Annotated in this window: 12 protein-coding genes and 5 pseudogenes; 14 read left to right on the top strand and 3 right to left on the bottom strand. The window is 66.8% G+C overall.

Annotated elements, in window-relative coordinates:
• Positions 1 to 631: pseudogene (locus PIB19_RS04345) on the bottom strand (carbonic anhydrase).
• 116 nt (positions 632 to 747) lie between these two features.
• On the opposite strand from PIB19_RS04345, the gene lipA reads away from it, so the two are divergent.
• On the top strand, positions 748 to 1,674 hold the full coding sequence (gene lipA / locus PIB19_RS04340; RefSeq protein WP_271239813.1) for a lipoyl synthase: 927 nt from the start codon (positions 748 to 750) through the stop codon (positions 1,672 to 1,674).
• A gap of 103 nt (positions 1,675 to 1,777) precedes the next feature.
• Positions 1,778 to 2,275 (top strand): type II toxin-antitoxin system RatA family toxin, encoded by a 498-nt coding sequence (locus PIB19_RS04335; protein ID WP_271239812.1) that lies wholly within the window; start codon positions 1,778 to 1,780, stop codon positions 2,273 to 2,275.
• Here the strand turns inward: PIB19_RS04335 and PIB19_RS04330 are convergent.
• The gene (locus tag PIB19_RS04330) at positions 2,200 to 2,736 is read right to left on the bottom strand and encodes a CinA family protein (RefSeq protein ID WP_271239811.1); all 537 of its coding nucleotides are present in this window, start codon (positions 2,734 to 2,736) and stop codon (positions 2,200 to 2,202) included. The genes PIB19_RS04335 and PIB19_RS04330 overlap by 76 nt on opposite strands.
• A gap of 38 nt (positions 2,737 to 2,774) precedes the next feature.
• Positions 2,775 to 3,916: pseudogene (locus tag PIB19_RS04325) on the bottom strand (bifunctional 2-C-methyl-D-erythritol 4-phosphate cytidylyltransferase/2-C-methyl-D-erythritol 2,4-cyclodiphosphate synthase).
• Positions 3,917 to 3,998: 82 nt separating this feature from the next.
• Between PIB19_RS04325 and dusB the strand changes: the two are divergent.
• The 12 genes and pseudogenes from dusB (at position 3,999) to PIB19_RS04270 (ending at position 13,578) form a co-directional block, all read left to right on the top strand.
• Positions 3,999 to 4,997 carry a tRNA dihydrouridine synthase DusB gene (gene dusB / locus PIB19_RS04320; RefSeq protein ID WP_271239810.1) on the top strand — a complete coding sequence of 333 codons (999 nt, stop codon included), beginning with the start codon at positions 3,999 to 4,001 and terminating at the stop codon, positions 4,995 to 4,997.
• A pseudogene (locus PIB19_RS04315) lies at positions 4,973 to 6,068 on the top strand (two-component system sensor histidine kinase NtrB). The gene dusB and the pseudogene PIB19_RS04315 overlap by 25 nt, the downstream one beginning before the upstream one ends.
• Positions 6,065 to 6,481 (top strand): response regulator, encoded by a 417-nt coding sequence (locus PIB19_RS04310; protein WP_271239809.1) that lies wholly within the window; start codon positions 6,065 to 6,067, stop codon positions 6,479 to 6,481. Before PIB19_RS04315 ends, PIB19_RS04310 begins: the two are co-directional and overlap by 4 nt.
• Before the next feature lie 17 nt (positions 6,482 to 6,498).
• Positions 6,499 to 7,365 (top strand): sigma-54 interaction domain-containing protein, encoded by an 867-nt coding sequence (locus PIB19_RS04305; RefSeq protein ID WP_271239808.1) that lies wholly within the window; start codon positions 6,499 to 6,501, stop codon positions 7,363 to 7,365.
• Positions 7,287 to 7,505, top strand: a complete 219-nt coding sequence (locus tag PIB19_RS04300; protein ID WP_271239807.1) for a helix-turn-helix domain-containing protein — start codon at positions 7,287 to 7,289, stop codon at positions 7,503 to 7,505. The genes PIB19_RS04305 and PIB19_RS04300 overlap by 79 nt, the downstream gene beginning before the upstream one ends.
• Before the next feature lie 136 nt (positions 7,506 to 7,641).
• Positions 7,642 to 8,613, top strand: coding sequence for a hypothetical protein (locus PIB19_RS04295; RefSeq protein ID WP_271239806.1), 972 nt, complete (start codon positions 7,642 to 7,644; stop codon positions 8,611 to 8,613).
• A gap of 567 nt (positions 8,614 to 9,180) precedes the next feature.
• Entirely contained in the window at positions 9,181 to 9,825 is a 645-nt protein-coding gene (locus tag PIB19_RS04290; protein ID WP_271239805.1) for a sensor histidine kinase, read from the top strand.
• A pseudogene (locus tag PIB19_RS04285) lies at positions 9,822 to 10,733 on the top strand (sigma-54-dependent transcriptional regulator); the annotation flags it as partial. The gene PIB19_RS04290 and the pseudogene PIB19_RS04285, both read left to right, overlap by 4 nt.
• A gap of 38 nt (positions 10,734 to 10,771) precedes the next feature.
• On the top strand, positions 10,772 to 11,200 hold the full coding sequence (locus PIB19_RS23480) for a helix-turn-helix domain-containing protein (protein ID WP_443018733.1): 429 nt from the start codon (positions 10,772 to 10,774) through the stop codon (positions 11,198 to 11,200).
• Positions 11,201 to 11,321: 121 nt separating this feature from the next.
• Positions 11,322 to 11,813 (top strand): RNA chaperone Hfq, encoded by a 492-nt coding sequence (hfq, locus tag PIB19_RS04280; protein ID WP_056614873.1) that lies wholly within the window; start codon positions 11,322 to 11,324, stop codon positions 11,811 to 11,813.
• A 6-nt stretch (positions 11,814 to 11,819) separates the two neighbouring features.
• Positions 11,820 to 13,109 (top strand): annotated as a pseudogene (hflX, locus tag PIB19_RS04275) (GTPase HflX).
• A gap of 79 nt (positions 13,110 to 13,188) precedes the next feature.
• Positions 13,189 to 13,578, top strand: a complete 390-nt coding sequence (locus PIB19_RS04270) for a hypothetical protein (RefSeq protein WP_271239804.1) — start codon at positions 13,189 to 13,191, stop codon at positions 13,576 to 13,578.
• Positions 13,579 to 13,654 lie beyond the last annotated feature (76 nt).

Here is a 13,654-nt window from a genome sequence, read left to right as displayed (position 1 = left end):
TCAGGCAGGTGCGAACGCCCCGCCATCGTCCATCACGTGGAGCACGCCGTCGCGGATGGCGAAATAGGCGCCATGGATCTTGAGCGTGCCTGCCGCCTCGCGCTCCGGGATGCAGGGGAAGGTTCGCAAATTGGCGATCGAGACGCGGACGGTTTCGAGTTCGAGCGCGCGGATTGCCTCCTCGCCTTCGCCATGTTCGGCGACGATCTCGGTCGCGGGCCTCGTCGAGCATGTCGACCCAATGGGCGATGAAGCCACCGGCGCCTGGAGGTGCACCCTCGAAGCGGCGGGTGAGCGCGGCATGGACGCCGCCGCACGCGCCGTGGCCCATCACGACGATCTCGGGCACTTCGAGCTGAGTCACTGCGAATTCGAGCGCCGCCGAGACGCCGTGACGCCCGCCGCCGAGTTCGAACGGGGGAACGAGATTGGCGATGTTGCGCACGACGAAGATCTCGCCCGGCGAAGTATCGAAAACCTGCGCGGGATCGACGCGGCTGTCCGAGCAGGCGATGACCATCACCTTGGGCGCCTGGCCCTCCGACAGCTCATCCCAGCGATTGCGCTGGCGCCCATATTCGGTCTGGCGGAAGCGGCGATAGCCGCTGAGCAGGTCGCTGAAGTCGGTCATGGCGGCTCCATACCGCTTCCGTAGCGTTTGCGAACCCCGTTCGCGTTCGCGGACTGCAAGCAGGGATGCTTGCACGGTTGTTGTGCGTGCACGCGAGCATCGCTATCTGGCCTCCTATGAACGAGATGTCTCCGCTGCCGCGTCCGGAACGCGTCCGCAAACCCGACTGGATCCGCGTCAAGGCGCCGACTTCCGAGGGCTTCGCGGCAACACGGGCGCTGATGCGCTCGAAGAGCCTGACCACGGTGTGCGAGGAAGCCGCCTGCCCGAATATCGGCGAGTGCTGGTCGAAGAAGCACGCGACGGTGATGATCCTCGGTGACACCTGCACGCGCGCCTGCGCCTTCTGCAACGTCAAGACCGGCATGCCGCGCGCCGTGGACCCGATGGAGCCGCAGAATGTCGCCGATGCCGCGGCGCAGATGGGGCTCGAGCACATCGTCATCACGTCGGTCGATCGCGACGACTTGCCCGATGGCGGCGCGAAGCAGTTCGTCAAAGTGATCGAGGCGATCCGCAAGTCGAACCCGACGACGACGATCGAGATCCTGACCCCCGATTTCCGCAACAAGCACGAAGCGGCGGTCGAGATGATCGTCGCGGCACGGCCCGACGTGTACAATCACAATCTCGAGACCGTCCCCCGGCTCTATCCGACGATCCGTCCGGGCGCGCGCTATTACGCGTCGCTGCGGCTGCTCGAGACGGTCAAGAAGCTCGACCCGTCGATCTTCACCAAATCGGGCATCATGCTCGGGCTGGGCGAGGAGCGGCTCGAGGTCCATCAGGTGATGGACGACATGCGCTCGGCCGATATCGATTTCCTGACGATGGGCCAGTATCTCCAGCCGACCCCGCGCCACACCAAGGTCATCGAGTTCGTGACGCCGCAGGCATTCGGCTCGTACGGCGCGATCGCCCGCGCCAAGGGCTTCCTGCTGGTCGCCTCGTCACCGCTGACGCGGTCGAGCTATCACGCCGGCGACGATTTCGCGAAGATGCGCGACGCGCGGGCGGCCAAGCTGGCGAAAGCGGCCATCTGATGCGTCTCGCCGTCATCCCGGCGAAAGCCGGGACCTCAGGCCGCAAGCGCACGACGTCTCACTGCGAGACCCCGGCTTTCGCCGGGGTGACGGACTAAGTTCAATGCCCAAGCATAGCGAGACCCGCGCGCTGCCCTATTCGCCGGAGCAGATGTTCGATCTGGTCGCCGATGTCGGGCGCTATGGCGAGTTCCTGCCCTGGGTCTCGGCGGTGCGGGTGCGCTCGAACAGTGATACCCAGATGGTCGCGGACCTGATCGTCGGCTTCAAGGGACTGCGCGAGAGCTTCACTTCGCGTGTGGAAAAACAGCGGCCCGGGCATATCCGGGTCGACTATCTCGAAGGGCCGCTCAAGCACCTCAATAACGACTGGAAGTTCCGGTCGGACGGGAAGGGCGGGTGCCTCGTTGATTTCTGCGTCGATTTTGCGTTCAAGAACCGGGTGTTCGAGATGCTCGCGGGGCAGGTGTTCGATCGCGCGCTGCGGAAAATGATCAACGCGTTCGAGGAGCGTGCTGCGCGGCTTTACGGCGACTCGGCGGGCGCTTCCGACGCGACCGCGCCCGGCATCAGCAGTTCGAGCGCACACAACGCCGCCTGAAGCCGGACGCCGGCACGACCATTATCCTCGAAATGGCGCGCATCGGCGACGATGTGCTGCGGATCGGCGCCGCGCTCGGCCTGGGCAAACACCACCGTGCCCACCGGCTTCTTCTCGCTGCCGCCATCGGGGCCGGCGATCCCGGTAATCGCCACCGCGACATCGGCGGTGCTCCGCTTGAGCGCGCCTTGCGCCATGCTCCACGCCACTGCGATCGACACGGAACCGAAGGTTTCGAGCACGTCGGTGCTGACCTTGAGCACTTCGGTCTTGGCCTCGTTCGAATAGGTCACGAAGCCGGCGTCGAACACATCGGACGAGCCCGGAATCTCGGTGAGCGCGGCGCTGACGAGGCCGCCCGTGCAGCTTTCCGCCACGGCGATGCGGCGCCCGACGGCGCGATTGGCTTCGAGCACGCGGCGCGCGGCGTCAACGAGCTGGGGCGGGAGAATCGTGTCCATGGCGAGGCCCTGTGCCACCGAGATGTGTCGAACGCGAGTCAGGCGTTGTCCGCAGGGAGACGAACCGTGGCGATTGCCTGCGCGGCCATGCCTTCGCCGCGCCCGGTGAAGCCCAGCCTCTCGGTGGTGGTGGCCTTCACGCTGATCCGTGCGGCCGGCAGGTGCAGGATCGCCGCGATGCTCGCGCGGATACTGTCCCGATGCGGGCCGATCTTCGGCGCCTCGCAGATGATCGTCAGGTCGATGAAGTCGATCACGCCGCCCTGCGCAGCGAGCAGGCTTGCTGCATGCTCGAGGAACCGCGCCGAGGCGGCACCGCGCCACTGCGGGTCGCTCGGAGGAAATGCATGCCGATATCGCCTGCGCCGATGACCCCGAGCAGCGCATCGGTGATCGCATGAAGCGCGACATCGGCATCGCTATGCCCCGACAGGCCCTTGTCATGGGGGATGCGGACGCCGCCGAGCCACAATTCCTCGCCCACAGCAAAGCGGTGGACGTCATAGCCCTGCGCGGTGCGGACTCGCATCGCGGCGGCATGCCGTGCTTCGGCGGCGGCGAAGTCGGCGGGGTGGGTGATCTTTTCCAGGGCGATGTCTCCGGGGACGATGGCGACCGTGCGTCCGAGCGCACGGACCATCTGCGCGTCGTCGGTGGCCTCGCGGTCGGTGGGCCAGGCCTGATGCGCCGCGCGGATAGTGGCGGTGCGGAATGCCTGTGGCGTCTGGACACGGACGAGGCCGTCGCGTGGCACGGTTTCGCCGAGTGCCTCGCCGCCTTGCGCCAGCGTGTCGGCGACGGGGAGGGCGGGGAGGGCGCCTTCGTGTGTCTCGAGCGCCGCGAGGAGGGCGTCGATCACGGTGTGCGAGAGGAAAGGGCGCGCGGCGTCGTGGATCAGCACTTGCTCGGCGGCGATCGCGGCGAGACCATTCGCCACCGACTCGCGCCTCGTGGGACCGCCGATTACGAAGGAAACCTGGCCGAGCGCGGCGTCCAGTGCCGCTTCCTGTCCTTCGCCGATGACCACCATGACGCTGTCGATCGCGGGATGCGACGACAGGGCAGCGAAACTGTGCGCGAGCATCGGCTTGCCGGCGAGCGGCGCGAATTGCTTGGCCACCGGTCCGCCGATCCGCGTTCCCTGCCCGGCGGCGACGATCAACGCTGCAGTCTTGCCCATGAGGCGCGGGTAGCGGGGAACCCCTGCCTTGCCAATCCGGGCTTGTGCCGCTAGGCGTCGCTGCCTATTTTTCAGGCAGACCATGCGCGAACTCGCCCCCATCCAGATCGGCCCTGTCCGGGTCGAAGCACCGGTGCTGCTCGCGCCGATGACCGGCGTGACCGATTTGCCGTTCCGCCGGGTCGTGCGGCGCTATGGTTCGGGGCTCAACGTCACCGAGATGGTCGCCAGCCAGGCGGCGATCCGCGAGACGCGCCAGTCGCTCCAGAAATTCGCATGGGATCCGATCGAGGACCCGGTGTCGATGCAACTCGTCGGCTGCACGCCCTATGAGATGGCCGAGGCGGCGAAGCTGAGCGAGGATCGCGGCGCAGCGATCGTCGACATCAACATGGGCTGCCCGGTCCGGAAAGTGACCAGCGGCGACGCCGGCTCTGCGCTGATGCGCGATCTCAAGCTCGCGGCGTCGCTGATCGAGGCGTGCGTCAAGGCGGTCAGCGTGCCCGTCACGGTCAAGATGCGGATGGGCTGGGACCATGCCAGCCTCAACGCCCCCGAACTCGCGCATATCGCCGAGGATCTGGGTGCTAAGATGATCACCGTTCACGGCCGCACCCGCAACCAGATGTACAAGGGCTCGGCCGACTGGGGCTTCATCCGCACGGTGAAGGATGCGGTGTCGATCCCGGTGATCGCCAATGGCGACATCTGCGGAATAGAGGATGCACGCACCGCGCTGGCGCAATCGGGCGCGGACGGCGTGATGATCGGCCGCGGCGCCTACGGGAAACCGTGGATCCTGCGCCAGGTGATGGACGCGCTGACCGGCAAGGATGCGCTGCCCGATCCGTCGTTCGACGAACAATATCGCGTGATCCTAGAGCATTATATCGACACGCTCGGCCATTATGGCAACGAGGTCGGCGTCAACATGATGCGCAAGCATATCGGCTGGTACACCAAGGGCATCCATGGCTCGGCCGAGTTCCGCAACAACGTCAACAAGATCTCCGATCCCGTGCGCGTGCTCGACATGCTCGCCGAATTCTACGCGCCATGGTCTTCGCGCGCGGCGGCCTGAGGCGCGCCAGGCCGGAACCGGTAAAGGGACCTGGCTTTGGCGAATTGTTCGCGGCTTTGCCCGTGGCCGTGCTGGTGATCGACCCCGATGGCCGTATCGCCCATGCCAATTCGGCCTGCGAATTGCTGCTCAACCATAGCGAGACGACGATGGTCGGGCAGCCCTATGACGCGGTGCTGCTCCCGCCGGCGGACTATGCCGACCGGCGCGACGGCCACGGCTTCGCGGCGTTCGACATCGAGATCGAGGCGATCCGCGGGCCGCGCATCCGAGTCGATTTCGTCGAGACGCTGATCGCCGATCAGCCCGGCTGGCGGATCGTCACACTCCACCACGCCCCCAGTCGCGCCGCGTGGCGCAAGGTGCCGACCGTACCGCCGGCGCGCGCGCGGCGGTGGGCGCGGCGGCGATGCTCGCGCACGAGATCAAGAACCCGCTCTCGGAATCCGCGGCGCGGCGCAATTGCTCCGGAGCGGCGGCGAGGATGGCGAACTCACCCAGCTGATCACCACCGAAGTCGACCGGATCGTCACGCTGATCGACCGGATGCAGGATTTCACCGACACGCGCCCGCTCAAGCTGGAGCCGACCAACGTATATCCGCTGCTCGATCACGCGCGGCGTGTAGCGCTGGCGGGCTTCGCGCGCGAAGCGACGATCGAGGAACGCTTCGATCCTTCGCTGCCGCCGGTCCTGATCGACTCCGATGCCTTTCTCCAGGTGTTGCTCAACCTGCTCAAGAACGCCGCCGAGGCGCTGTGCGACACCGCCGCGCCGCGGATCACGCTCGCGACCGCCTATCGCCACGGCATGTCGGTGAGCGCCGGCCCGGGCCTCCCGCGCCAACCCTTGCCGATCGAGATCCTCGTGACCGACAACGGCCCCGGCGCTCCGGCTGATATCGCCGAGCACCTGTTCGAGCCGTTCGTCTCGGGCAAGCCGGAAGGGAAGGGGCTCGGATTGCCTTTGGTCGAGAAGCTGGTCCGCGACATGGGCGGGATCGTCCAATATGCCCGCGAGCGTGATCCCGAGGTTACGGTGTTTCGCATCCTGCTGCAGAGGGCGTCATGAGCGGCTCGGTCCTGATCGTCGACGACGACAGCGCGATCCGCACCGTGGTCGCGGCGGCGCTCAAGCGCGAGGGGCACCGGGTGACGACTGCGGCGAGCATCGCGGAGCTGCGCCGCGCGCTGGCATCGGAAGTGCCCGACGTGCTGGTGACCGACGTGGTGCTTCCCGACGGCAATGGGCTCGATGTGGCGGCAGGCCTTGCCGGCGAGCATCCCGAGCTGCCGATCATCGTCTTCTCCGCGCAGAACACGCTGGCCACGGCAGTGCGCGCGACCGAAGTGGGCGCATTCGATTATCTGCCCAAGCCGTTCGACCTCGATGTGCTCGCTCAGGCAGTGCGCGGGGCGATCGCAAGGCGGCAGCGCCAGCCGGCCGAGCTGGCCGAGGCCGAGGTCGGCGGGGGCCGTCGCTGATCGGCCGCTCGCCCGCGATGCAGGAGGTCTACCGGGTGATCGCCCGCGTGGTCTCGAATGACCTGACCGTGCTGATCTCGGGCAGATCGGGAACGGGCAAGGAACTGGTCGCGCAGGCGATCCACGAAATGGGTCCGCGCCGCCGTGCGCCGTTCGTCGCGCTCAACATGGCGGCGATCCCGCGCGAGCTGATCGAGGCGGAACTGTTCGGGCACGAGCGCGGGGCCTTCACCGGCGCGGCAACGCGCGTCGCAGGCAAGTTCGAGCAGGCGGCGGGAGGCACTTTGTTCCTCGACGAGATCGGCGACATGCCGATGGACGCGCAGACGCGGCTGTTGCGCGTGCTCCAGTCGGGCGAGTTCACCACCGTGGGCGGGGCGCGGACGATCCGCGCCGATGTCCGCATCGTCGCGGCGACCAACAAGGATCTGGCCCAGCTCGTCCAGACCGGGCAATTCCGCGAAGACCTGTTCTACCGGCTCAATGTCGTGCCGGTGAGCCTGCCTGCCTTGCGCGAGCGCCGCCAGGACGTGCCGTTGCTCGCGCGCCACTTCCTCGATCGCGCCGCCGAGGCGGGGCTGCCGCGGAAACAGCTCGGCAAGGACGCCGTCGCGGTGCTCGAGGGCTTCGACTGGCCGGGCAATGTCCGCCAGCTCGAAAATCTGATGCGCCGCATCGCCGCGCTCAGCCGCGACGAGTGGATCGATGCCGATGCGATCCGCCGCGCTTTGGGGAGGCGGGCAGTTTCCAGCCCGAGACACGCGACGCCGGGATCGATGCCGCAGTGCGCGCCCGGCTCGAGCGCATGGCGATCGAGGAACCGCGCGCGCTCGACGACGGCAGCCTCTACGAACGGATCATCGGCGAAGTCGAGCGCCCGCTGATCGAGGCGATGCTGGCGCGCCACCAGAACAATCAGCTCCGCGCCGCCCGCGCGCTGGGGATCAACCGCAACACCCTCCGGAAGCGGCTCGATACGCTGGGGATCGAGATGGGCGCGGATCGATCGGACGGTGCCGCTTAGCGACAGTTTGTGACGATTAGCCGAAAATTATGTGTTCTTTCGGCCACAATCTCGTTGTATCCAAGCAACGATGGACGCCGTGACCGAGCCAGCGATTGTAGGGGCTGAGAGCAAACGACGCTTCGCACGCACCCGTATGCTGGAGATCGCGGTAGTCGCATTGGTGCTGGCGGCTCCGCTCGGTACCTATCTCTTCGTTACCCATTTTTGGAGTGGTCAGCTGTTCAGCCCCGGCGTTGCGGCGCTGCTGCTGCTCGCCAACTTGCTTCCCTGCGTCGCGCTGATTGTGCTGGTCGGGCGGCGGATCGCGATCCGTCGTGCTGCCCAGCGCGCATTGGCGGAACGGGGCCGACTGCACGTCCGCCTCGTCGCGGTGTTCAGCCTGATGGCGACGATCCCTATTGTGCTCACGGTCATCGCCGCCTCCGTGATGTTCCAGTCGGGCGTGCAGCTCTGGGGTTCCGAACGCGCTCAGAAGGCCTTCAATTCAACGGTGGCGATGGCGAAGGAGGGGCAAAATCTCATCGTCAAGCGATGGACCGGCGAGGCGCGGACCATGGTAGACGACTTGTTGGCGAGATATCCGCAGATTCCAGAGGGATCCTCGGACTTCCAACTCCGCTTTCTCGAGCAGACCTATCTTCGCAGCCTCTACCAATCCGTGCTGTTCCGGGTGGTCGACGGCAAAACCGTGAAGGCACTTTACGCGTACGAAGCACCGGAGCCCGCACTCTTCACTGCGCGCGTATCGGCGCAGGTTCTCAGCCAGTTGCGCAATCGGGACAGCGCGACAAACTATGATTCCAACGTGTTGTGGGTGGTGACGCCGGTGGACCGGGCGCAGAACCTGTTTCTCTACGTCGCCACCCCTGTCAACGTCGACTATCTCAACCGACAGAGCCAGGCCGCCACCGGGATCATCGCCGAGTATGAGACGCTGCAGAAGCGCGCCCGCTCGCTTCAGATTCAGTTCAACGCGGTGCTGTTTGGCGTCGCGCTCCTGATCGTCGGGCTCGCGACGGCCATCGCGCTCGCGGTTGCGGACCGGCTTGTTCGTCCCATCGACGAACTGGTGACGGCAGCACGGCGAGTCGCGGGGGCGATCTAGGCGCGCGAGTTGCCGTGCCGAAGCACGCGGACGAGATCGGCACGCTGGGCGATGCCTTCAATCGGATGACTGCGCAGCTCGAACTCCAGAACACGGCTCTCGTCACCGCGAATGCGCAGCTCGAGAGCCGCCGCGCACTGATCGAGGCAGTGATGTCGGGGGTTTCCGCCGGCGTCGTCTCGATCGGGGCCGATCGGGTCGTGCGCCTGGTGAATGCCTCGGCGCTGACGCTCCTGCGCCGAAGCGAGGAGGAGTCGGTGGGCAAACCGCTCGCCGGGATCGCCCCCGAGCTCGACGCCTTGCTCGACAGCCCCGAGCGCGAAGCGGTGGCGCAGGTCACCGTGGGCGGCGAGGCGCGGACGCTCGCGGTGAAGATCACTTCGGACGAAGCGGGGCAGGTGCTCACCTTCGACGACATCACCCAGCAATTGCTCGATCAGCGCCGTGCCGCCTGGTCCGACGTGGCGCGGCGGATCGCGCACGAGATCAAGAACCCGCTCACGCCGATCCAGCTCGCCGCCGAGCGCCTCCAGCGCCGCTACGGCAAGCAGATCGAGGGAGGAGGGCGTGTTCGGCCAGTTGACCGGCACGATCATACGGCAGGTGGGCGATCTGCGGCGCATGGTCGACGAATTCTCGTCCTTCGCGCGGATGCCCAAGCCGCTGTTCCGCCGCGAGTCGCTGCTCGACATCGCGCGGCAGGCGATGTTCCTCCACGAAGTCGCGCACCCGACGATCCGTTTCGAGCTCGACTCGCCGGAGGATCCCCCGAGCCTGGTCAGCGATCGCCGGCAGATGGGGCAGGCACTCACCAACGTCATCAAGAACGCCGTCGAGGCGATCGAAGCGCGCGGCGAGGGCGAAGCGCTGGCGCAGGGTGAAGTGGTGCTCACGATCCGCCGGGAAGACGCGCACCGCATCCTGCTGACCGTCGCCGACAACGGCGTCGGGCTGCCGGTCGAGCGCGATCGCATCGTCGAGCCCTATATGACCACGCGCAGCCGCGGCACCGGGCTCGGCCTCGCGATCGTCAAGAAGATCGTCGAAGAGCATTTCGGCACGATCGCCTTCATGGATCGCGAGGGCGGCGGCACCGTCGTCATCATCTGTTTCGACACCGAAGCGCTCGAGAAGCTGGCGCTTCAGGACACCCAGACCGAGGCCGCCGATCCGCGGCCGGCGGCACTTACCAGAACCGGAAAATCCTCATGAGCCTCGATATCCTCGTCGTCGACGACGAACGCGACATCCGCGAGTTGGTCGCGGGTGTGCTGGAGGACGAAGGCTATGCCACGCGCGGCGCCGCCGACAGCGATGCCGCATTGGAAGCCATCGCCGAGCGCCGGCCGAGCCTGGTGCTGCTCGACGTGTGGCTCCAGGGCTCGCGGCTCGACGGGCTCGAACTGCTCGACGAAATGAAGCGGCGCGATCCTTCGATCCCGGTGCTGGTGATCTCCGGGCACGGCAATATCGACACCGCGGTCGCCGCGATCCGCCGCGGCGCAGTCGATTTCATCGAAAAGCCGTTCGAGGCGGAGCGGCTGCTGCTGCTCGTCGAGCGGGCCACCGAGACCGAACGCCTCCGCCGCGAAGTCGTGTCGCTGCGCGCCTCGGCGGGTCGCGAGAACGACCTGACCGGCAATTCGGCGGCGATCAACACCGTGCGCGCCACGCTGAAGCGCGTCGCCTCGACCGGCAGCCGCGTGCTGATCACCGGCGGGCCGGGCGTGGGCAAGGAAGTCGCGGCGCGATTGCTCCACGGCTGGAGCCAGCGCACGACGGCTCCCTTCGTGATCGTCAGCGCGGCGCGAATGCTTCCCGAACGCGTCGAGGAGGAGTTGTTCGGGGTGGAGGAGGGGGCGATCTCGTCCGCCCGGGCCTGCTCGAACAGGCGCATGGCGGAACCCTGTTCCTCGACGAGATCGCCGACATGCCGGTCGCGACGCAGGCGCGGATCCTGCGGGTGCTCACCGACCAGAGCTTCAGCCGGGTGGGCGGCACCCGCGTGGTCAAGGTCGATGTCCGCGTCGTCTCCGCCACTGCGCGCGACCTGATGGCGGAGATCGCCGCGGCGCGCTTCCGCGAGGACCTTTATTACCGGCTCAACGTCGTGCCGGTGCTGATCCCGCCGCTCACCGAGCGCCGTGAGGACATCCCCGTGCTGGTCGAGCATTTCGTCGCGCATTACGCCAGCGAGCGCCGCGTGCCGACGCCCGAAGTGGCGCCCGATGCGATGGTTGCGCTGCAGAGCTATGAATGGCCGGGCAATGTCCGCCAGCTGCGCAACGTCGTCGAGCGCACGGTGATCCTCGCCCCCGGCGACCGGATCGGGCGGATCGACCTCGACCTGCTGCCTCCCGAAGTGCTCGGCAAGCCCGGCGATATCGGGGGCGGCGTCGGCGCCAATGCGATCATGGGCGCACCGCTCAAGGAAGCGCGCGAGACCTTCGAGCGCGAATATCTGCGCGTCCAGATCCGCCGCTTCTCGGGCAACATCTCGCGCACCGCCAGCTTCATCGGGATGGAGCGGTCGGCGCTGCACCGCAAGCTGAAGCTGCTCGGCATCACCGAGACTCGCGAGGAATAGGTTGGACGCAGCCCCGCAGAACCAATAGACTGCGGGCTCCGTGCCGAGGTGGCGCGGCATTCCGACGCCGGGAACCGGCGCGAAGCGGGACAGACCCCGCCAAGAATAGAAGGAAACCATCATGGCCGAGAAGCAGACCTCGCTTCAGGACCTTTTCCTCAACTCGCTTCGGCGCTCCAAGGTGCCGGTGACGATGTTCCTCGTGAAGGGCGTCAAGCTCCAGGGGATCGTCACCTGGTTCGACAATTTCTCGGTGCTGCTCCGCCGCGACGGCCAGTCGCAGCTGATCTACAAGCACGCCATCTCGACGATCATGCCCGCAGGGCCGGTGGACCTCGCCGCGCTTCTCGAAGCGGCCGGAGAATTCCAGCACAAGAACCCGGTTTTGCAGGAGATTTTCCTCAACGCCGTGCGCAAGCAGCAGGAAAACGTGACGATGTTCCTGGTGAACGGCGTCATGCTCCAGGGCCAGATCGCCGCGTTCGACCTGTTCTGCATGCTGCTCCAGCGCGAGGGCATGGCACAGCTCGTCTACAAGCATGCGGTGTCGACCATCCAGCCGGCGCATCCGCTCAACCTCGCCGAGGAAACCGCCGTCCCCGACGGCGATTGAGGACGCATGAGTACCGGTTTCGATCGTGACGCCGACGAGTTCTCCCGCGGCGCGCGGGCGATCGTCGTCTATCCCGAGATGGGCGGCAGCTCGCGCGACGCCGAGGCGCGCCTCGAGGAGACTGCCGGCCTCGCCGCGGCGATCGGCGTCGAGGTGCGCGAGAAGGTGGCGGTCAAGCTACGTCAGCCCAAGCCGGGGACGCTGATCGGGTCTGGGCAGGTCGATGCCATCGCAGAAACCGTTCGAGATCAAGAACTTCAGCTCGCTGTTTTCGATGCGGCCTTAACGCCGGTGCAGCAGCGCAATCTCGAGACGGCGCTCGGCTGCAAGGTGATCGACCGTACCGGATTGATCCTCGAGATCTTCGGCGAGCGCGCGCACCGCCGAGGGCCGGCTCCAGGTCGAGCTCGCGCATCTCGATTATCAGGCGGGCCGGCTGGTGCGCAGCTGGACGCACCTCGAACGTCAGCGCGGCGGCTTCGGCTTTCTCGGCGGCCCGGGCGAGACCCAGATCGAGGCCGACAGGCGCCTGATCCGCGACCGTATGGCGCGGCTGCGCAAGGAGCTCGACCAGGTCAGCCGCACGCGTACGCTTCACCGCGACCGGCGCCAGCGCGCGCCGTGGCCGGTGATCGCGTTGGTCGGCTATACCAACGCCGGAAAATCAACGCTTTTCAATCGCTTGACCGGTTCTGACGTCATGGCGGAGAATCTGCTCTTCGCCACGCTCGATCCGACGCTGCGGCAGATCTCGCTACCGGGCATCGACAAGGCGATCCTGTCGGACACGGTGGGCTTCGTCTCTGAACTGCCGACCCAGCTCGTCGCGGCGTTCAAGGCGACGCTGGAGGAAGTCGTGTCGGCCGACCTGCTGATCCATGTCCGCGACATCGCGCATCCGGACAGCGAGGCGCAGCGTGCCGATGTCGAGAAAGTGCTGAGCGAGATCGGCGTGGCCGAGGCGACGCCACGGTTCGAGGCGTGGAACAAGCTCGATCTGCTCGACGGGGAACGCCGCGCCCAATTGCTGGAGGATGCCGGCAAGCGCGACGACGTGATGCCGATCTCCGCAGTGACCGGGGAGGGGTCGACACGCTGATCGAGACCGTCGCCGCGCGGCTCACCGAGGGGCATCGCCGCTACACGATCGCGCTCGATCCGGCCGACGGGGCGGGGGCCGCCTGGCTCCACCAGCATGGCGAAGTGATCGAGCAGCGAGTCGAAGGCCCGCAATCGGTCTACGAAGTCCGCATGGCGCCGCGGGATTACGAGCGGTTCGAGACGCGCCGCGCATAGCGCTACGATTCCGAACTGGTTTTGATGCCGGAACGTTTGTGCTAAAATCGGCACGGGCGGGGGACATGGAGTGATGCCTATGAAAATCCTTCCTTTCCTTGTCCTGTCGCTCGGCGCCACCGCCCTTGGCACTGCCACCGCCGCGCAGGCACAGCCGGGCTGGCGCACCGTCGGCTACAAGACGGTGAGCCGCGGCAGCGATCGGGACACCGTCAATCTCCGCGGGAATGCGCGCGATCGCCAGATCCGCGTCTGCGCGCTCAATCGCCCGATCCACTTCACCCGCCTGACCGTGCGGTTCCAGAATGGCGGCGTGCAGGATCTGCCGGTGCGCCGGATCCTCAACGCCGGCACCTGCACCGCGCCGCAGAAGCTCAACGGGCAGCGCCGCAACATCGCCGCGATCAACATGACCTATTCGCGCTTCGCGCCGGGCACCTTGCCGATAATCCGCGTTCAGGCCCGCTGAAACGGGGCGATTCCCGATCCGGCAGACTGAACGCGGACAATGGGGAACGCGAAAATGCGGGTTTTGGCGGGGTGTG

The organism is Sphingomonas sp. 7/4-4 (assembly GCF_027941955.1).
Taxonomy (GTDB): Bacteria; Pseudomonadota; Alphaproteobacteria; order Sphingomonadales; family Sphingomonadaceae; genus Sphingomonas.
This window is presented reverse-complemented; position numbering and strand designations above follow the sequence as displayed.